Origin of the sequence: uncultured Sphingomonas sp., assembly GCF_913776855.1 — a bacterium.
Taxonomy (GTDB): domain Bacteria; phylum Pseudomonadota; class Alphaproteobacteria; order Sphingomonadales; family Sphingomonadaceae; genus Sphingomonas.
Window position 1 is genome coordinate 15,213 of the sequence record NZ_CAJYQD010000033.1, and the last position, 18,904, is coordinate 34,116.

16 protein-coding genes, 1 tRNA gene and 1 pseudogene are annotated in these 18,904 nt (G+C 65.8%); 8 read left to right on the forward strand and 10 right to left on the reverse strand.

Annotation, left to right across the window (positions count from 1 at the left end; all coding sequences use genetic code 11):
- The first annotated feature begins 81 nt into the window (after positions 1–81).
- The 7 genes and pseudogenes from dusB (at position 82) to hflX (ending at position 9,196) form a co-directional block, all read left to right on the forward strand.
- Positions 82–1,077, forward strand: coding sequence for a tRNA dihydrouridine synthase DusB (gene dusB / locus QZ755_RS09305; RefSeq protein ID WP_294322159.1), 996 nt, complete (start codon positions 82–84; stop codon positions 1,075–1,077).
- Entirely contained in the window at positions 1,053–2,123 is a 1,071-nt protein-coding gene (locus tag QZ755_RS09310; protein ID WP_294322161.1) for an ATP-binding protein, read from the forward strand. The genes dusB and QZ755_RS09310 overlap by 25 nt, the downstream gene beginning before the upstream one ends.
- Positions 2,120–3,574, forward strand: coding sequence for a nitrogen regulation protein NR(I) (gene ntrC, locus QZ755_RS09315; protein ID WP_294322163.1), 1,455 nt, complete (start codon positions 2,120–2,122; stop codon positions 3,572–3,574). Before QZ755_RS09310 ends, ntrC begins: the two co-directional genes overlap by 4 nt.
- Before the next feature lie 68 nt (positions 3,575–3,642).
- Entirely contained in the window at positions 3,643–5,910 is a 2,268-nt protein-coding gene (locus QZ755_RS09320; protein ID WP_294322164.1) for an ATP-binding protein, read from the forward strand.
- The gene (locus QZ755_RS09325) at positions 5,907–7,289 is read left to right on the forward strand and encodes a sigma-54 dependent transcriptional regulator (RefSeq protein WP_294322165.1); all 1,383 of its coding nucleotides are present in this window, start codon (positions 5,907–5,909) and stop codon (positions 7,287–7,289) included. The genes QZ755_RS09320 and QZ755_RS09325 overlap by 4 nt, the downstream gene beginning before the upstream one ends.
- Before the next feature lie 117 nt (positions 7,290–7,406).
- Positions 7,407–7,913, forward strand: a pseudogene (hfq, locus tag QZ755_RS09330) (RNA chaperone Hfq); the annotation flags it as partial.
- A complete protein-coding gene (gene hflX, locus QZ755_RS09335) occupies positions 7,910–9,196 on the forward strand; it encodes a GTPase HflX (RefSeq protein ID WP_294322167.1) in 1,287 nt (428 codons plus the stop codon). The pseudogene hfq and the gene hflX, both read left to right, overlap by 4 nt.
- Positions 9,197–9,378: 182 nt before the next feature.
- Here hflX and mazG read toward each other — a convergent pair whose 3' ends face one another.
- From mazG to QZ755_RS09385, 10 genes are read right to left on the reverse strand one after another with little or no spacing between them, the layout of a single operon-like run.
- On the reverse strand, positions 9,379–10,302 hold the full coding sequence (gene mazG, locus QZ755_RS09340; protein WP_366509172.1) for a nucleoside triphosphate pyrophosphohydrolase: 924 nt from the start codon (positions 10,300–10,302) through the stop codon (positions 9,379–9,381).
- A gap of 9 nt (positions 10,303–10,311) precedes the next feature.
- Positions 10,312–10,917: a TIGR02281 family clan AA aspartic protease gene (locus QZ755_RS09345; RefSeq protein ID WP_294322168.1), complete on the reverse strand. Its 606-nt coding sequence runs from the start codon at positions 10,915–10,917 to the stop codon at positions 10,312–10,314.
- Positions 10,914–11,678, reverse strand: coding sequence for an MBL fold metallo-hydrolase (locus tag QZ755_RS09350; protein WP_294322170.1), 765 nt, complete (start codon positions 11,676–11,678; stop codon positions 10,914–10,916). The genes QZ755_RS09345 and QZ755_RS09350 overlap by 4 nt, the downstream gene beginning before the upstream one ends.
- A complete protein-coding gene (locus tag QZ755_RS09355) occupies positions 11,675–12,454 on the reverse strand; it encodes a TatD family hydrolase (RefSeq protein WP_294322172.1) in 780 nt (259 codons plus the stop codon). Before QZ755_RS09355 ends, QZ755_RS09350 begins: the two co-directional genes overlap by 4 nt.
- Entirely contained in the window at positions 12,451–13,998 is a 1,548-nt protein-coding gene (metG, locus tag QZ755_RS09360) for a methionine--tRNA ligase (RefSeq protein WP_294322173.1), read from the reverse strand. Before metG ends, QZ755_RS09355 begins: the two co-directional genes overlap by 4 nt.
- 11 nt (positions 13,999–14,009) lie before the next feature.
- Positions 14,010–14,996, reverse strand: coding sequence for a DNA polymerase III subunit delta' (locus QZ755_RS09365; RefSeq protein WP_294322175.1), 987 nt, complete (start codon positions 14,994–14,996; stop codon positions 14,010–14,012).
- Positions 14,993–15,619 carry a dTMP kinase gene (gene tmk / locus QZ755_RS09370; protein WP_294322177.1) on the reverse strand — a complete coding sequence of 209 codons (627 nt, stop codon included), beginning with the start codon at positions 15,617–15,619 and terminating at the stop codon, positions 14,993–14,995. Before tmk ends, QZ755_RS09365 begins: the two co-directional genes overlap by 4 nt.
- A complete protein-coding gene (locus QZ755_RS09375) occupies positions 15,616–16,782 on the reverse strand; it encodes a D-alanyl-D-alanine carboxypeptidase family protein (protein ID WP_294322179.1) in 1,167 nt (388 codons plus the stop codon). Before QZ755_RS09375 ends, tmk begins: the two co-directional genes overlap by 4 nt.
- Before the next feature lie 17 nt (positions 16,783–16,799).
- Positions 16,800–17,567 carry an SPOR domain-containing protein gene (locus tag QZ755_RS09380; protein WP_294322181.1) on the reverse strand — a complete coding sequence of 256 codons (768 nt, stop codon included), beginning with the start codon at positions 17,565–17,567 and terminating at the stop codon, positions 16,800–16,802.
- Positions 17,564–18,586: a lytic transglycosylase domain-containing protein gene (locus QZ755_RS09385; protein ID WP_294322183.1), complete on the reverse strand. Its 1,023-nt coding sequence runs from the start codon at positions 18,584–18,586 to the stop codon at positions 17,564–17,566. Before QZ755_RS09385 ends, QZ755_RS09380 begins: the two co-directional genes overlap by 4 nt.
- 115 nt (positions 18,587–18,701) lie before the next feature.
- Here QZ755_RS09385 and QZ755_RS09390 point away from each other — a divergent pair.
- Positions 18,702–18,791 (forward strand) — tRNA-Ser (locus QZ755_RS09390).
- Positions 18,792–18,904 lie beyond the last annotated feature (113 nt).

The window sequence follows — 18,904 nt, forward strand, 5'->3', positions numbered from 1 at the left end:
TAGCGCAAGCCGCACGCGCCCGCCAGCCTTGCCCTCGAAGCGCGGATCGGGTAGGGCGTGCCCAATTTTCAGGCATAATCCATGACCCTAGCACCCATCCGCATCGGCGATGTCGTCATCGATACGCCGGTGATCCTTGCGCCGATGACCGGTGTCACCGACCTGCCGTTCCGTAAGATGGTGCGGCGGCACGGGTCGGGGCTGAACGTCACCGAGATGATCGCCAGTCAGGCGGCGATCCGTGAGACGCGCCAGTCGATCCAGAAGGCGATGTGGGACCCGGCCGAGGAGCCGGTGTCGCTGCAGCTAGTCGGCTGCACGCCCCTCGAAATGGGGGAGGCTGCCAAGCTCGCCGAGGACAAGGGCGCCGCGATCATCGACATCAACATGGGCTGCCCGGTGCGCAAGGTGACGAACGGCGATGCCGGTTCGGCGCTGATGCGCGACCTGCCGCTCGCCGCCGACCTGATCGCCGCGGTGGTCAAGGCGGTCGACGTGCCGGTTACCGTCAAGATGCGGATGGGCTGGGACCATAGCAGCCTCAATGCGCCCGAACTGGCGCATATCGCCGAGGATCTGGGCGCGCGGATGGTGACGGTCCATGGGCGTACCCGCAACCAGATGTATCGCGACCATGCCGACTGGGCATTCGTCCGCCAGGTGAAGGATGCGGTGAAGGTGCCGGTGATCGTCAACGGCGACATCTGCTCGGTCGACGATGCGCGCACCGCGCTCGACCAGTCGGGTGCAGACGGCGTGATGATCGGGCGTGGCGCCTATGGCCGCCCCTGGCTGCTGGCGCAGGTTATGGCCGCGCTGTCGGGCGGCACGGCGCCTGCCGACCCGTCGGTCGAGGAACAATATCGCCTGATCGTCGAGCATTATCAGATGATGCTCGACCATTATGGCGAGGAAACCGGCGTCAACATGATGCGCAAGCATATCGGTTGGTACACCAAGGGGCTGCACGGATCGGCCGAGTTCCGCAACAAGGTGAACCAGCAGCCCGATTCCCGCACCGTGCTGGGGATGCTCGCCGATTTCTATGCGCCATGGTGTACGCGCGCGGCGGCATGAGCGCGGTCGAGGGGATGCCCTCGTTCGCCGAACTGTTTGCCGGCCTGCCGGCGGCGGCGCTGGTGCTGGACGATGCGGGGTGTATCGCCCATGCCAATGGCGCGGCGGAAATGCTGCTCAACCAGTCCGACCGGGCGATGCGCGGCCTGTCGCTCGAACAGGTCGTGTCGGTCCCGCCCGGCTATGGCGACCCGCGCGATGGACGTGCCTTTGTCAGCTACGACTGCGAATTGCAGCTGCGGCGCGGCGGGCGGCTTCGGGTCGACTTTCACGACACGCCCGCCACCCATGGATCGGCGTGGCGGGTCGTTATGCTCTACGGTATCCGCGACGGGCATAGCGGGTCGCGCGCTGCTGGCTCCCGTGCCGCGATCGGTGCCGCGGCGATGCTGGGGCATGAGATCAAGAACCCCCTGTCGGGTATTCGCGGCGCGGCGCAATTGTTGGCGAGTGAGGTGGATGACCGCAGCGTGCTGACGGACCTGATCATCGCGGAGGTCGATCGCATCGCCGCGCTGATCGACCGGATGCAGGACTTCACCGATGATCGCCCGCGCGAGCTGCACGCGCAGAACATCTATCCGGTCCTTGCCCACGCGGTGCAACTGGCCTCTGCCGGCTTCGCGCGCGGGGTCGTGATCGAGGAGCGCTTCGATCCCTCGCTGCCGCCCGTACGGATCGATCGCGATGCCTTTGTCCAGGTGCTGGTCAACCTGTTGAAGAATGCTGCCGAGGCGCTGGAACAGGTCGAGCAGCCGCGCATCATCCTCGGCACCGCCTATCGCCACGGCATGTCACACGGCATTGGTGGCGGCGCGCGTCGGGCCGTGCCCATCGAACTGACCGTGACCGACAACGGCCCCGGCGCACCGGCCGATATCGCCGGCCACCTGTTCGAACCGTTCGTGTCGGGCAAGCGGGAGGGGCGGGGTTTCGGCCTGCCGATGGTCGAGAAACTGGTCGGGGAAATGAATGGCTTCGTCCGCTATGCCCGTGAAGGATACCCGCCGATGACCGTGTTCCGCATCCACCTGCCGCGCGCATGACCGCTTCGTCACGCATCCTGCTGGTCGATGACGACGCCGCGATCCGGACGGTCGTGGCGCAGGCGTTGCGGCGCGAAGGCCATGAGGTGCAGAGCGTCGGGACCCTTGGGCAGTTGCGGGCGGAACTGCGGGCCGGGCTGCCGGGGGTGCTGGTCACCGACGTCGTGCTGCCAGATGGCGACGGGCTGGAAATGGCAGCGAAACTGACCGCCGAATTTCCCGACCTGCCGATCATCGTGCTGTCGGCCCGCAACACGCTGACCACCGCCGTGCGTGCGACGGAGGCGGGCGCGTTCGACTATCTGCCCAAGCCGTTCGACCTCGATACGCTGGCGCTGGCCGTGCGCGGGGCATTGGCCCGCCGGTCCCGTGGTGCCGAGGAACAGCCGGTCGAGGCGATCGATTCCTCGCTGCCGCTGATCGGGCGATCGCCGGCGATGCAGGACGTGTACCGGGTAATCGCACGGGTCGTCGCGACCGACCTGACCGTGCTGGTGACGGGCGAATCCGGTACCGGCAAGGAACTGGTCGCTCGCGCGATCCATGATCTGGGCCGACGCAGCCGTGCGCCGTTCATCGCGCTCAACATGGCGGCGATCCCGCGCGAGCTGATCGAGGCGGAGCTGTTCGGCCATGAACGCGGCGCCTTCACCGGCGCGGCGCAGCGCTCGGCCGGCAAGTTCGAACAGGCTGCGGGCGGCACGCTGTTCCTCGACGAGATCGGCGACATGCCGATGGAGGCGCAGACCCGGCTGCTGCGCGTCCTGCAATCCGGCGAGTTCACCAGCGTCGGCGGCGCGCGCGTCATCCGCGCCGACGTACGCATCGTCGCCGCCACCAACAAGACGCTGGCGGCACAGGTCCAATCCGGCCAGTTTCGCGAAGACCTGTTCTACCGGCTGAACGTCGTGCCGATCGCCCTGCCTCCCTTGCGTGAACGGCGGCAGGATGTGGCGCTGCTCGCCCGACATTTCCTCGACCAGGCGGCACGCGACGGACTGCCGCGCAAGACGCTGACGATCGATGCGCAGGAACTGCTGGAGGCGCACGACTGGCCGGGCAACGTCCGCGAACTCGAAAACCTGATGCGCCGTGTCGCCGTCCTCGGCCGCGACACCGCGATCGAGGCGAGCGAGCTGCGCAGTGCGCTGGGGGATAGCGGCGGTCGGCCTGCGGCCCAGCCCGATGCCGATCTGGACGATGCCGTCCGCGCCTGGATCCGCCGCATCGCGCGCGAAGAACCGGCGACGCTGGAGAACGGGACGCTCTACGACCGGCTCATTTCCGATGTCGAACGACCGCTGATCGAAGCGATGCTCGATCGCCACGGTAACAACCAGCTGCGTGCTGCAAAGGCGATGGGACTGAACCGCAACACGCTGCGCAAACGGCTCGACGACCTTGGCATCGATCCGGCAGTCCGCGCCTATCATGCGGAGAAGGAACGCTAATCTCGCCAAGTTGCGATAATGTTGCGATTTGACGTGCGTTGGGCTGCGAATGTTGTAAAACGGCAACTATGGTTGCAGCGTTAACGGAACCGAGGCGCGCCACATCGATCCCGGCGCGGTGGTTCCCGGCGATCGAGGTCGCCGTATTGCTGGCGGTGATCGCCGTCGGCGTCGGCAGCTACCTGCTGTTCGACGGGTCGCAAAGCGCGCGGGGGCGGCTGCCGACCCCGTCGCTGATGGCGCTGGTGCTCATCGCCAACCTGATCCCGGCCATGGCACTGCTCGTACTGGTCGGGCGGCGGATCGCGATGCGCCGCGCCGCGCGGTCGCAGATCGGGGGGACGGGCACGCTGCACGTCCGCCTGGTCGCGCTGTTTTCGATCCTGGCCAGCGTGCCGATGCTGCTGGTCACGATCGTCGCGTCGTTCCTGTTCCAATACGGCGTCGAGTTCTGGTCCTCGCAGCGCGCGCGCGGCATCTTCGAAAATGCGCAGGTGCTGGCGCAGTCGTCCTACAACGAGTTCCTTGATGCGGTCGACGGGCAGAATGTCGCCGTCGCGTCCGACATCCGCCGGATGCTGCTCAACAATCGCTATTCGATCGACAGCGACGAATTCCGGTTGCTGTACCAGAACAGCATCGTGTTCCGGTCGCTTAGCGATTCGGTGGTGTTCGAAATTCCCGCCGATGGCCGTCCGCGCTCGCTTGCCTCGGCATCGATCTACGAAGGACCGCTGCGCTGGAGCATCGACCCCAAATCGATCGCGGCGCTTCGTTCGGGCAAGCCAAGTTATGTCAGCGTCCGCAACCGGCAGGTCCAGTCGGTGACGCGGGTAATGGACACGCCTTACTTCGTCTATTCCGCGCGCGACATTGATCTTGCGACCTATACCGAACGCCTCAGCCGCACCCGCGCGATCCTGTCCGATTACGATGCGCTGCTTGCGCGCTCCCGCAGCGTACAGCTCCAGCTGAACATCGCGCTGTTCATCGTGTCGCTCATCATCGTCGGCCTGGCGGTGTTCGTCGCGCTGGCGGTGGCCGATCGCCTCGTCCGCCCGGTCGGGGCGCTGGTGGGCGCCGCGCGCCGTGTGGCGGGGGGCGACCTGTCGGCCCGCGTGCCCGAACCGAACGGAACGCGGACGAAGGACGAGATCGGTACGCTGGCCAGCGCGTTCAACAGCATGACCGAACGGTTGCAGGAACAGACCGGCGAGCTGGTCGCGGCCAATGCCCAGATCGACAGCCGCCGTGCCCTGATCGAGGCGGTGATGTCGGGCGTCAGTGCCGGCGTCCTCTCGGTCGGTCGCGACCGGACCATCCGCCTGGCCAACAGTTCGGCGACCGCTCTGCTGAAGACCGGCCCAAGCTCGCTCGTCGGCCGCCCGTTGGCGGAAGTCGCTCCCGAACTCGACGATCTGCTGGGCGGCGAGACGCAGGACGCGATCATTCAGCTCGCCGCCGGGGGCGAGGCCAAGACGCTGGCGGTGCGTATTACCCGCGACGATGGGCAGCATATCCTGACCTTCGACGACATCACCCAGCAGCTGCTCGATCAGCGCCGTGCCGCATGGTCCGACGTCGCCCGCCGGATCGCGCATGAGATCAAGAACCCGCTGACCCCGATCCAGCTGGCCGCCGAACGGCTTCAGCGCCGCTACGGCACGAAATTGGTCGAGGACGACGGCACCTTCGCCCGCCTGACTGAAACGATCGTCCGGCAGGTCGGCGACCTGCGCCGCATGGTCGACGAGTTTTCGTCGTTCGCGCGGATGCCCAAGCCGGTATTCCGCCACGAATCGCTGGCCGAACTGGCACGCCAGAGCCTGTTCCTGCACGAGGTCGCACACCCCGACATCGACTTTACGCTCGATTCAGCCGGTGCCGCACCGCTGGTCTGCGACCGCCGCCAACTGGGCCAGGCGCTTACCAACATCGTCAAGAACGCGACCGAAGCCGTCGCCGCCCGACCCGAAGGTACCCCGCGTGGGCGGATCGAGATCGACGTCCGCTATGACGCGCAGGGGCGGATGCATATCGATACCAGCGACAACGGCATCGGCCTGCCGATCGAACGCGACCGCATCGCCGAGCCCTATATGACGACGCGCAAGGGCGGCACCGGCCTCGGCCTCGCGATCGTTCGCAAGATCGTCGAGGAACATTTCGGAACCATATCGTTCGCCGACCGTCCCGGTGGAGGAACGATCGTATCGATCATCTTCGATCCCGCGATCCTGGCCGCGCTGGCGGGAACGGGCACGTCCGAAGATGACGATTCACAGGAGGTTACAACGCGCCACCCCATGCTTACCCGGACCGGAACGCCCGTATGAAGCTCGACATCCTCGTCGTCGACGATGAAACCGACATCCGTGAACTTGTCGCCGGCGTGCTGGAGGACGAAGGCTATGAAACGCGCGGTGCCGCCGACAGCGATGCCGCGCTGGAGGCGGTGGCGACGCGCCGGCCGTCGCTGGTGCTGCTCGACGTCTGGCTGCAGGGATCGCGGCTCGACGGGCTGGAACTGCTCGACGAGCTGAAGGCACGCGATCCTTCGCTGCCGGTGCTGGTCATTTCTGGGCACGGCAATATCGATACCGCCGTCGCCGCGATCCGGCGCGGTGCGGTCGACTTCATCGAAAAGCCGTTCGAGGCGGAACGGCTGCTGTTCCTGGTCCAGCGCGCGACCGAAACCGAACGCCTGCGACAGGAAGTGGCGTCGCTGCGCGCCTCTGCCGGACGTGAAGACGACCTGACGGGCAGTTCCACCGCGATCAACAGCGTTCGCGCGACGCTGAAGCGAGTTGCCGGTACCGGCAGCCGTGTTCTCATCACCGGCGGGGCAGGGGTCGGCAAGGAGGTCGCGGCCCGCCTGCTCCATGGCTGGAGCCAGCGGGCGCAGGCACCCTTCGTCATCGTCAGCGCCGCGCGGATGACCCCGGAACGGGTCGATGAAGAGCTGTTCGGCGTGGAGGAAGGGGGCAACCTCGTCCGCCCCGGCCTGCTCGAACAGGCGCATGGCGGCACGCTGTTCCTCGACGAGATCGCCGATATGCCGATCGCGACGCAGGCGCGTATCCTGCGGGTGCTGACCGATCAGAGCTTCACCCGCGTTGGTGGCACGCGGGTGGTGAAGGTCGATGTCCGCGTCGTCTCTGCGACCGGGCGCGATCTTCAGCAGGAAATCATCGACGGCAATTTTCGCGAAGACCTGTATTACCGGCTGAACGTAGTGCCGGTGCAGATTCCGTCGCTTGCCGAACGGCGCGAGGATATTCCGCCGCTGGTCGAGCATTTCGTGGCGCATTACGCCAACGAACGCCGGGTGCAGACGCCGGAGGTCGCCCCCGATGCGATGATCGCACTGCAAAGCTACGAGTGGCCGGGCAATGTCCGCCAGTTGCGCAACGTCGTTGAGCGTACCGTCATCCTGGCGCCGGGCAACCGGATCGCGCGGATCGACATCGACCTGCTTCCTCCTGAAGTATTGGGATCGGGAGGTGACGGAGGAGGAGGCGCAACCGCCAGCGCGATCATGGGGTCGCCGCTGCGCGAGGCGCGCGAGTCGTTCGAGCGCGAGTATCTGCGCGTGCAGATCCGACGTTTCTCCGGCAATATCTCGCGCACCGCGACGTTCATCGGCATGGAACGCTCCGCGTTGCACCGCAAACTAAAGCTGCTTGGCATCACCGAGACGCGCGGCGACGAATAGCCGCGTTCGAACCATTGCGGCAGCGCGGCGTCCGACCTAGATTGACGGCTCCGCACCACAGGGGCGCGGCAACCGGGTGACGGTTAAAGACACTCAGCGGGAAATTCCCGCCAAGAACAAGGGCAAGCCATGGCCGAACGGCAGGGGTCGCTTCAGGACCTGTTTCTCAACTCGCTACGCCGGTCGAAGACGCCGGTCACGATGTTCCTGGTAAAGGGCGTGAAGCTCCAGGGGATCGTGACGTGGTTCGACAATTTTTCGGTGTTGCTGCGCCGCGACGGTCAGTCGCAGCTGATCTACAAGCACGCGATCTCGACAATCATGCCCGCCGGTCCCACCGACCTCTCGTCGGTCATCGAGGCTGCGTCGGAAAACACATCGAAGCACGCGCCGCTGCAGGAAATCTTCCTGAACGCCGTACGCAAGGCGCAGGAAAACGTCACCATGTTCCTGGTCAACGGCGTCATGCTGCAGGGTCAGATCGCCGCGTTCGACCTGTTCTGCATGTTGCTCCAGCGCGAAGGCATGTCCCAATTGGTGTACAAGCACGCCGTGTCGACCATTCAGCCGGCCAACCCGCTAAACCTTGCCGAGGAACAGGCGTCGGGAGCGGACGAGGCTTGAGTACCGGTTTCGACCGCGACGCGCAGGAATTCACGCGTGGCGCATCGGCGATCGTCGTCCTGCCCGACATGGGCGGGTCGGCCCGCGATGCGGAGTCCCGGCTCGAGGAAACCGCCGGTCTCGCGCTCGCGATCGGTGTCGATGTGCGGCATCGGGTGCCATTCCGCGTGCGGGCGCCAAAGCCCGCGACGCTGATTGGCAGCGGGCAGGTGGACCAGCTTGCGCAGATGGTGCGTGACGGGGACGTGCAACTGGCAGTCTTCGACGCGGCACTGACGCCGGTCCAGCAGCGTAACCTGGAAACCGGGCTAGGGTGCAAGGTTATCGACCGCACCGGGCTGATCCTCGAAATCTTCGGCGAGCGCGCCCGTACCGCCGAAGGTCGACTGCAGGTCGAACTGGCCCACCTCGATTATCAGGCCGGTCGCTTGGTCCGTAGCTGGACCCATCTTGAGCGGCAACGCGGCGGCTTCGGCTTTCTCGGTGGTCCGGGTGAAACCCAGATCGAGGCGGATCGCCGCCTGATCCGGGACCGCATGGCGCGGTTGCGGCGGGAACTCGACGGCGTATCGCGCACCCGCACGCTGCATCGCGACCGGCGCCAGCGTGCGCCCTGGCCGGTGGTAGCACTGGTCGGCTATACCAACGCCGGCAAGTCGACGTTGTTCAACCGCCTGACCGGCGCGGATGTCATGGCAGAAAACCTGTTGTTCGCGACGCTCGACCCGACGCTGCGCCAAGTGTCGTTGCCCGGCATCGACAAGGCGATCCTGTCGGACACGGTGGGTTTCGTGTCCGACCTGCCGACGCAACTGGTCGCGGCGTTCAAGGCGACGCTGGAAGAGGTGGTGTCCGCCGACCTGCTGATCCATGTCCGCGACGTGGCGCATCCCGATACCGCGGCGCAGGCGGCGGATGTGGAAGCGGTGCTGAAGGAGATCGGTGTCGACGAAACGACTCCGCGGATCGAAGCGTGGAACAAGCTCGACCTGTTGAGCGAAGACGATCGGATCGAGATGCTGGGGGAGGCGGCACACCGTGAAGACATCGTCGCCTTGTCCGCGCTGACCGGGGAGGGGGTGGATCGCCTCGTCCGCACCGTTGGCGATCGGCTGACCGAAGGACATCGGCGCTACCGCATCGCACTGGCACCTGAGGACGGTGCAAGTGCGGCGTGGCTGTACGCGCATGGTGAGGTCACCGACCACTGGATCGACGAGGATCGCGCGCTGTACGACGTGCGCATGGCGCCGGCCGATTACGAGCGGTTCCTGACCCGATAATCCGTCGACCCGCCGGGCAGGGGGCGCGTTTCGCGCGTCCCGATCTGACGGGCGGGAAGGGCAGGAGTCTGCCAGCGTCCCAAAAACGCCGCCCAGGACTCGTCGGGCCGACGCTCTATGCTAGCTACCTGTGCGACTCCCGACGACTCTACGGCCTGTTTTACGAAAACTATCGAAAATCGTCAGGGAAGGGGGCCGATCTTCGCCCGAACCCATGCGATTTCCTTTTCGGCCAGCGATCGCTCGGCAAACTGGGCATCTTCGGCTTCCATCACGGCGAAGCGATGCTCGAACTTGGCATTGGCGGCGCGCAACGCCGCTTCGGGATCGACGCCCAGATGCCTTGCCCAGTTGACGACCGAAAATAGCAGGTCGCCGACCTCCTCCTCACGTTCCGCTGCGCTTGCCGCCTCGACCTCGGCCAGTTCCTCGTCGATCTTGGCCCTCGGCCCTGTCGCATCCGGCCAGTCAAAGCCGACCCGCGCCGCCCGCTTCTGCAATTTTTCCGCTCGCGCCAGTGCCGGCAGACCCAAAGCCACGCCGGCCAGTGCCCCGTTTTGGCCGGCTTTTTCAAAGCGTTCAGCCGCCTTGACCTGTTCCCACAGGTAATGACCACCGACTTCAGCGTCGCCAAAAATGTGCGGATGGCGCCGCTCCATCTTGTCGCTGATCGCATTCACAACGTCGCGCAGGTCGAACAACGCAGCTTCCTCGGCGATCCGGCTGTGGAACACGACCTGCAGCAACAGGTCGCCCAGTTCGTCCTTCAGGTCCGCCATGTCGCCACGCGCAATAGCGTCCGCGACCTCGTACGCTTCCTCGATCGTGTAGGGGGCGATCGTGGCGAAGGTCTGCACGCGGTCCCATTCGCAGCCACGTTCCGGATCACGCAGTCGCGCCATTATGGCAACGATACGGCCGACAACATCGTCCGAGGAAGCGACGGCGCCGGACGAGCCGTCCAGCACCGACTGCTCGCTAACGGCCATACTGGATGTCATTCGATCATGCGTTGCCAAATCACTCGACCCGTCGGTAGAGCCTAACGATCGGCCGACATTCCCAGCATCCTCCGCGACCATATTTTCAATTCCGATAATAAACATTATGTAAAATTAAGCTGGTTTGTCCGCTTCCAGGATCAACGTTCCGCGGGCCACCCGCCAACTTCCCAACCGTGACAGGAAGTTCATTCCCACTACGTCCATTTCGCCGAACGCTGGCGAAATCACCACTGGCAGGTCCCGTGTTTCCAGCGAGCCAATCCGTACCGTTTCAATCCGTCCTCGGGCTGCCTCGATCGTGCCGTTCGCGGTCGTCAGCAGCACCGGCGGCAGCCGGCGCGGCGTGACGCCGATCGCCTTGGCGGTCGCTTCGGAAATGGCGGTCGACGTAGCACCGCTGTCGATCAGCATCCGACGTTCGATGCCGTTCAACCGCGCGACCGCCCAGAAATGGCCATCGACCGACTGCCGGATGTGAACCGTGTCGCCATCGACGCTCTGCTCCGCAACGCCCAGTCGTTCCCCGATTGTTCCCGTGAGTTCTAGAATCCTATCGCGGTAGCTGAATATCGCATAGAGTACGGCGACGACGACTGCCCAGCCAATCAAAGCCCGGACGACACTGCCAACCGATGGCCTTCGTGCCAGAAGCGCTGATAGCGGCAGAATGAGCATCATCAGACCGAGCAGGACATAGACGGTCCGGTCATCGCTCACAGCGTCAGTTCCATCCCGTCATAGCCGGGTTCGATACCGGCCGGCAGCCGTTCGCGCAAAGATGCATAGTCCATCGAATGATCCATATGGATCAGGACGGTTCGCCCCGCCCCGCAGTTCCGCGAAAACGCGATCGCTTCGGCCAGCGACGGATGGGTCGGATGTGGCGCGACCCGCAGCGCATCGACGATGAGAATGTCGACGTCGCGATACAGATCCAACATCGCCGGCGTCACCGCACTGAAATCAGTGGCATAGCCGATCGACCCGCGATCGGTATCGAACCGCAGCCCGGCGGACTCGATCGATCCATGCGGCTGATCGGTGCAGCGGATCGATATGTCGCCGATCGCCATCCGGTCTGGCAGGAGCGCGCCGGTCACCGTCGCCCGATACCCTGCCCGCCCGGCAAAAACATAGTCGAACCGTGCCTGCAGGCTGTGTAACGTGGCCGCCCGCGCATAGCCGGCGACCGGCTTGCGGGCGTTATGGAACAGCTGACGCAGGTCATCGATACCGTGGCAGTGGTCGGCATGATCGTGTGTCCACAACACGGTGTCGACCGTCGCGACATCGGCGGCCAGCAACTGCTCGCGCATGTCCGGACCGGTGTCGATCAAAATTCGCGTGTCGGCATAGTCGACCAGCGCCGATACCCGCGTGCGGCGGTTGCGCGGCTCCAGCGGATCGCACGCGCCCCAGTCGTTACCGATTCGCGGTACCCCGGACGATGTGCCCGATCCGAGGATGCGGATTTTCATGCCAGTGTCTTGGCGAACAGGCGATGGAAGTTCAACCGCGTCGCATCCGCCATCGCGTCAGCATCCTCCCCCCGGAGGTGCGCGAGGAAGCGGCAGGTGTCGGCGACGAACGCCGGTTCGCCCTGCTTGCCCCGATGCGGTACGGGTGCCAGGAACGGTGCGTCGGTTTCAATCAGCAAGCGGTCGAGCGGCAAGTCGCGTGCCACCGCCTGCAGGTCCTGCGCGCTCTTGAAGGTCACGATCCCCGATATCGAGATGTAGAAGCCCAGGTCGATCGCGGTCCGCGCCAATTCGGCCGATCCGGTGAAGCAGTGCAGGACGCCTGGGAAAGCCCCCTTCCCCAGTTCGTCCCGCAGGATCGCGGCGGTGTCGCCCTCTGCGTCGCGGGTATGGACCACGATCGGCAGCCCGGTTTCGCGACAGGCGGCCAGATGCGCCCGGAAGCTCCGTTGCTGGGCAGCACGGTCACTATGGTCGTAATAATAGTCGAGGCCGCTCTCTCCGATCCCGACCACCCGCGGATGCGCGGCGGCCGCCACGAGGCGGGCGGTATCGATATGCGGATGCTCGTCCGCCTCATGCGGGTGGATGCCGACCGTCGCCCAGACATCGCGCTCGCGCTCAGCCGTACCGACGACCGCATCCCATTCGCTTTCGCGGGTAGAGATGTTGAGCATCGCCACGACCCCCGTGGCGCGGGCGCGGGCCAGAACCTCACCCGACGCCTCGGCCACGCCCTTGTAGTTCAGGTGGCAGTGACTGTCGGCCAGCTTCATGCGGGTTCGACCTCCGCCAGCGCCAGTCGCGGGAAGATCGGCACCGGCGGCGTCATGCGGAACCCGGCGGCGCGCTGTTCGCCATACCAGCCATGGTCGCCCAGCGCATCATGGCCCCTGCCCGACTGTCCCAGTTGTCCCAGCAACGTGGCAGCAGACGCCGGCACGACCGGTTCGATCGCGATGGCAAGGTCGCGAATGGCGCGGACCAGCGTGCCCAGGACGGCGTGCATCCGGTCCGGATCGGTCTTGCGCAGCGCCCACGGAGCCTGAACATCGATATACTGGTTGCAGGCAAAGACGCCGCGCATCCACGCCTCCAGCGCTTGCCCGAGCGCCAGGTCGGCGAAGGCGCTGCGATAGCCATCGATCGCTTCGCCGACCGACGCGAGCAACGCATCGTCCGCCGGATCGCCGCACCCATCATCGGGAAGCGCGCCCTCCAAATTCTTGGCGATGAACGACAGCGTCCGCTGCGCCAGGTTGCCGAAACTGTTGGCAAGGTCGCTATTGGCGCGCGTCACGATCGCTTCGTCGGAGAACGTCCCGTCCTGTCCGAAGCTGATGTCGCGCAGCAGGAAATAGCGCAGCGCGTCGACGCCGTAGAGTTCGGCCAGCTTGATCGGATCGACCACGTTACCGGTCGATTTCGACATCTTCTCCCCGCGGTTCAGCAGAAAACCGTGGCCAAACACCTTGTGCGGCAGCGACAGATTGGCCGACATCAGGAAGGCGGGCCAATAGACCGCGTGGAACCGCACGATATCCTTGCCGATCAGATGCAATGCCGCCGGCCAATAACGGTTCGGCGCGTCGGGATAGCCGGCGCCGGTGAGATAGTTGGTCAGCGCATCGACCCAGACATACATGACATGGCCGGGGCTGTCGGGCACCGGCACACCCCAATCGAAGCTGGTCCGCGATACCGACAGGTCGGTCAGCCCGCCCTCAACGAAGCGCAGCACTTCGTTACGGCGGCTTTCGGGCTGAATGAAATCCGGGTTGGCGGCGTAAAAATCGAGCAGCGGCTGCTGATATTTCGAGAGGCGGAAGAACCAGGTTTCCTCCGCCGTCCATTCGACCGGCGTGCCCTGCGGCGACAGACGTACCCCGCCCTCGCCCTCGGTCAGTTCCTTTTCCTCATAGAACGCTTCATCGCGGACCGAATACCAGCCTTCGTAGCGGTCGAGATACAGGTCGCCTGCGTCGCGCATCGCGGTCCAGATCGCCTGCGACGCGGCATAATGCTGCGGTTCGACGGTGCGAATGAACCGGTCGCACGAGATGTTGAGAATTCCGGCCATCTCACGGAAATATCCGGACATTTCGTCGGCCAGGTTGCGGACTTCGACGCCCCGGTCGCGCGCGGTCTTGACCATTTTCAGGCCGTGTTCGTCGGTGCCGGTCTGAAAGAAGACGTCGCGTCCGGCCTGCCGATGAAAGCGGGCGATCGCGTCGGCGGCAATCATTTCATAGGCATGGCCGATATGCGGCCGACCGTTGGGATAATGGATCGCGGTGGTGATGTAGAATGGATCGGACATGGCCCGAGCCTCTAGGCGATCCCGCGCGCGGGCGCCAGTCGCGCGACGAGGCCGGCCATCTCGAAAACCGTCGTGTCCGCGACCAGCGACAGCGCCGGCGCCATCGCGGCAAGCGCCCGTGCCTTGTCATAGGCGTCCAGCGCGTCGCGCAGCGCCGGTCCGCTGCGCGAACGGGCGGCGGCGGCGATCAGCGCGGGCGCGCGATCGAGGAACACCGCGTAGCGCGGCTGTGCGGTCTTGCCCGCCAACGCCTTGGCAAGGCGCGACCGGATACGGTTGTCGCCGTCGCCCGTCTCCGCAATGGCCGCCAGATCGCGATCGAGCGCGGCGACCGACAGGCCGGCATAGGCAAGCGCGCGCCCCGGCGAACCATCGGCCGCTGCGACCAGCGCGTCGACCTCCGCTCCTTCGATCTCCGGTACCGTTTCCCGCAATACCCGCGCGACTTCCGCATCCCGCAGCGGATCGAAACGAAGCTGACGGCACCGCGATCGGATGGTCGGCAGCAATCGGCCGGGCGAATGGCTGACCAGCAGGAAGATCGTTCCGACAGGCGGCTCCTCGAGGTTCTTCAGCAGGGCGTTCGCGCCCGGCCGCTCGAGATCGTCGATGGCATCGATCACCACGACCCGCCGCGACGACAATGCGGGCTTGGTCGCGAACATGGGTTGCAACGTACGAACCTGATCGATCTTGATGCTGCGGGCGATGTCCTGATCGGGCTTGTCCGGGTCCTTGGGCAGGCGGACAAGAGCGCGATAGTCGGGATGGGCACCGGCCGCCATCAACTGGGCCACGCGGTGGTCGTCGGCGATGTCCCCGCGCATCCGGCTACGACCGTCGAGCGCGCTCGCCAGCAGGCGCAGTGCCATCTCGCGAGCGAACGCCGCCTTGCCGATCCCCTCCGGTCCGGTCAGGAGCCACGCATGGTGCAACGCCGTGCCGTCCGCCGCCGCGATGAAAGCCTCCCGCGCAACGTCGTTGCCGATCATGGTCACGGGAGCAGGTCGGCGATCGCGTCGATCAGCCGTGCCGTCACCTGTTCCACGGCGCCCGTGGCATCGATGCGCCGCACCCGATCGGGTTCCGCCGCAGCAATCCGGTGAAAGGTCGCGGTGACCGAGCGGTGGAAGTCGTCGTCGCGCGCAGCGAACCGGTCGGCGGCCGCACCGTCGCGTGCCCGCGCCCGCGCGTCCCCCACGCCATCGGGCAGGCTCAGGAGCAACGTCCGATCCGGGAGCAAGCCGCGCGATCCGAAGCCGTGCAGCGCGAGGATCGCGGCATCGTCGATCCCCTGTGCCCCCTGATAAGCGCGGGTGCTATCGATGAAGCGGTCGCAGATCACCCAGCTGCCGGCGTCCACCATCGGCCGGATCAGCTTTTCGACATGGTCCGCGCGGGCGGCGGCGAACAGCAATGCCTCGGCATGGGCGCTCCACCGGCGAACATCTCCCTGCATCAACAGGGCACGGATCGCCTCCGCACCCTCGCTCCCCCCCGGCTCGCGCGTCAGCACCGCGTGGATGCCGCGTGACTCGAGCGCGGCGACGAGGGCGCGGGCCTGGGTCGACTTGCCGACCCCCTCCCCGCCCTCGAGCGTCAGGAATCGGCCGGCGCTCAAGCGAACAGCGACGTCAGGCTTGCCCAGACGCGGCCAAAGAAGCCGGCCTCCGCCACGTCCTTTTCGGCGACCAGCGGCATCCGCTGTTCCCCGGTGTCGGGCGATGCGATCACCAGGTCGGCGATATGCTGGCCCTTGGCGATCGGTGCCTTGATCGGGCCGGTATAGACGACTTTCGCGGTGATCGGGCTGCTGGTGCCAGCTGGCATGGTGACGGTCAGCGCGCGCGGCGCGACCAGTCCGACGGTCGCCGAATCGCCCAGCTGCACCTCAGCGGTTTCAACCCGCTTGCCAGCCGCGACAATCGGGCGCGCGCGCCATGCGCCGAATCCCCAGTTCATGAACTTGACCGATTCGGCGATCCGCTGGTTCGCGCTGGTCAGCCCGGCGACGACCATCACCAGACGGCGACCATCCTGTTCGGCCGACCCGGTGAAGCCATAGCCCGCTTCCTCGGTATGGCCGGTCTTCAGCCCATCGGCACCGCGGACCCGGCCGAGCAACGGGTCGCGGTTCGCCTGCGTGATCGCGGCCCCTTCGCCCAACGTCTTGCCCCAGGTAAAATCGGTCTTTGAATAGAATTTCTTGTACAGCTGGGGATGGTTCTGGATCGTGGCCGTTGCCAGCTTTGCCAGGTCGCGCGCCGTCACATAGGTGCGCCCTTCATCCGGCCAGCCGTTCGACGTGCCGAAATGGCTGTTGGTCAGGCCCAGTTCCTTGGCCCGCTGGTTCATCAGGTTGGTGAACGCTTCCTCCGAACCGGCGATCTTCTCGGCCAGTACGACACAGGCGTCGTTCCCCGACAGGACGATGATCCCGTACAACAGGTTCTCGACGCTGACATTCTCGTTCACCGACAGGAACATGGTCGAACCGGCCTGCGGGCCGTGCCACTTCTTCCATGTTTCCGGCGCGACGATCGCCGTGTCGCTGAGCTTCAGCTCGCCCTTCTTGATCAGGTCGAATGCGACGTAGGCCGTCATCATCTTTGCCATCGAAGCCGGCGGCATCCGGCGATCGGCATCCTTGGCATAGAGCGTCGCGCCCGAAGACAGGTCGGTCATGAAGGCGACCGGTGCCGGCGTATCGAACGGCGGCGCGGCGGAGATGCCGGGGGTGGCAATGGCGATGGCGGCGATGCTCGAAAGGGCGATCTTACGCATGGGGCACGAGTTTCCGTTCAGTCCTGGGCGATGATCCGGGCGTCGCCGAACCCGCGACGGGCGATCGACGCACGGGCGGTTTCGGCAGCGGCTCGGGTGGCGAATGGGCCTGCCTGCACCCGGTACAGCCTGCCCGCCGAACGCACAACGCCATCGACCGATTTTGCGAGCGCGGCGGCGCGGGCAGCGTCGGACAGGGTGGCGACCTGTACGAACCAGCGTCCACGCGCGGCGACCGGTGTGGGCTTGGCGGGAACGGGCTTCGGAGTTGGCGATGGTCTGGCGGGGGCGGTCGGCACCGGCTTCGCCGTCGGGGCAGGTATCGGTGTCGGTTGCGAAACAGGTGCGGGCGTAGGCAGCCTGCGCCGCAGCGCCGCCAGCAACCGCGCCGGCGCATCGAGGCGAGCGACCGTGGTGCCGCTACGGACTGCGGCCTGCTCCGCCGGCGACGGGACGGCAGGGCGGATACGCACATTCGCAGTGCCACCCTGGCCCAATCCCAGCGCGCGAGCGGCACCTGCCGACAGCCGGCCGACGTCGTTACCGCCCGGCGACGCATCGGCTTCGACCAGGGCGATGATCGTGCGCCCACTGGCCAGATCGGTGACCTCCGCAAAGCTGCCGGTGGGCAGGCCGCGATGCGACACGGTCAGCTTCGAGGGTTCGGGACCGATCGATACCGCGCCGACATCATCCAGCCGCTGCTCATGGATGACGGGCGGCGGTGCCTCTGCTCCGACCTGTCCGATCCCCATCAGCAACAGGGCGACCGCGCCGACGCTCATTGGGCCACGGCATCCGCCAGCAGGCCGACCGACAGCGCGTAATAGTTGGAACAATTATAATCGAGGATCACCCGGTAGTTGCCGGTGAGCAGATAGGCCGTCTGCCCCGGACCATCGGGTTCGATCAGCGTGGCCTGGATGGTCGGGTCCAGCCGTCGGCCATCGCTGGCTATGACGCCCAGCGCCTGCCATTCGGACAGCGACCGCCACTGGCTGTGCCGCTCGAACACGCGCGGACAACGCGGCGACAGCGACTTGGGCGTCAGGATCGACCGGTCGAACCCGGCCGGCAACTGGACGGCGAAACCCCAGGGCTGTCCCGGCCGCCAGCCGGCATCGACAAAATAATTGGCGATCGATGCCAGCGTATCCGCCTCGTTCGACCAGATGTTCGCCACCCCGTCGCCGTCGCCGTCGCGCGCCAGTCGCAGATAGATGGACGGCAGGAACTGCGGGTATCCGAACGCGCCGGCCCAGCTCCCCTTCAACCGATCCCGTGGGACGCCGCGGTCGATCATCTTCAACGTGGCGATGAACTCTGGCTCGAACAGCGCCCGGCGGCGCCCTTCATAGGCCAGCGTCGCCAGGCTGCGCGGCAGGTCGAAATCGCCGGTATAGCTGCCATAGTTGGTTTCATGGCCCCAGATGGCGATCATGATCTCTTCGGGAACGCCGGTCGTCCGCTCGATCGACGCCAGCCGCGAACGCTGCGCGGCATAGGCGGTGCGGCCACGATTGATCCGCGCGGCATCGACATGCCGCATCCGATAGGGGGCGAAGCGCGAGACGGTGGTCGTATTGGACGATCCGGGCTGCTGCTGGTCCAGTTCGACGACGCGCGGATTGTAGGTCAGCGTCGGCAGCACAGCATCGATCGTCGATTGCCGTACCCCCTGCGCCCGCGCCCGAACCGCGACCTCGCGCAGATAGGACTGGAACCCTTCCGCATCCTGGGCCGACGCCGACGTTCCTGCCATCAGGCTCAGAACGACCGCCAACCCCGCCTTTGCCAAACGCATATACCGGCCTCCCGCTAGTCCGTTCTATTGGCACAGCGGGCCTTGCGGATGAACCCCCCGCGCGACAAAGGCTTGCACAAAGCGGCCCACCCGCTCTAGGCGACGGAACGGCCGAGGAAGAGTGTCCGAGTGGTTTAAGGAACCGGTCTTGAAAACCGGCGAGCGGGCAACCGTTCCGTGGGTTCGAATCCCACCTCTTCCGCCAACAATGCCGGCGTCTCTCGTCTCGAGAGCCAACCTATGGTACAATCCGAAAAGGATAGGGTTGACCCACGTCCAGACGTTCGGGCCGGCCTTCCCGTTACACAACTCCAGATG

Bases quoted from the DNA above. Each gene is read 5' to 3' on its own strand.
- dusB (WP_294322159.1), top strand. From the start codon at position 82: ATGACCCTAGCACCCATCCGCATCGGCGATGTCGTCATCGATACGCCG.
- QZ755_RS09310 (WP_294322161.1), top strand. From the start codon at position 1,053: ATGGTGTACGCGCGCGGCGGCATGAGCGCGGTCGAGGGGATGCCCTCG.
- ntrC (WP_294322163.1), top strand. From the start codon at position 2,120: ATGACCGCTTCGTCACGCATCCTGCTGGTCGATGACGACGCCGCGATC.
- QZ755_RS09320 (WP_294322164.1), top strand. From the start codon at position 3,643: ATGGTTGCAGCGTTAACGGAACCGAGGCGCGCCACATCGATCCCGGCG.
- QZ755_RS09325 (WP_294322165.1), top strand. From the start codon at position 5,907: ATGAAGCTCGACATCCTCGTCGTCGACGATGAAACCGACATCCGTGAA.
- mazG (WP_366509172.1), bottom strand. From the start codon at position 10,302: ATGTTTATTATCGGAATTGAAAATATGGTCGCGGAGGATGCTGGGAAT.
- QZ755_RS09350 (WP_294322170.1), bottom strand. From the start codon at position 11,678: ATGAAAATCCGCATCCTCGGATCGGGCACATCGTCCGGGGTACCGCGA.
- QZ755_RS09355 (WP_294322172.1), bottom strand. From the start codon at position 12,454: ATGAAGCTGGCCGACAGTCACTGCCACCTGAACTACAAGGGCGTGGCC.
- metG (WP_294322173.1), bottom strand. From the start codon at position 13,998: ATGTCCGATCCATTCTACATCACCACCGCGATCCATTATCCCAACGGT.
- QZ755_RS09375 (WP_294322179.1), bottom strand. From the start codon at position 16,782: ATGCGTAAGATCGCCCTTTCGAGCATCGCCGCCATCGCCATTGCCACC.
- QZ755_RS09380 (WP_294322181.1), bottom strand. From the start codon at position 17,567: ATGAGCGTCGGCGCGGTCGCCCTGTTGCTGATGGGGATCGGACAGGTC.
- QZ755_RS09385 (WP_294322183.1), bottom strand. From the start codon at position 18,586: ATGCGTTTGGCAAAGGCGGGGTTGGCGGTCGTTCTGAGCCTGATGGCA.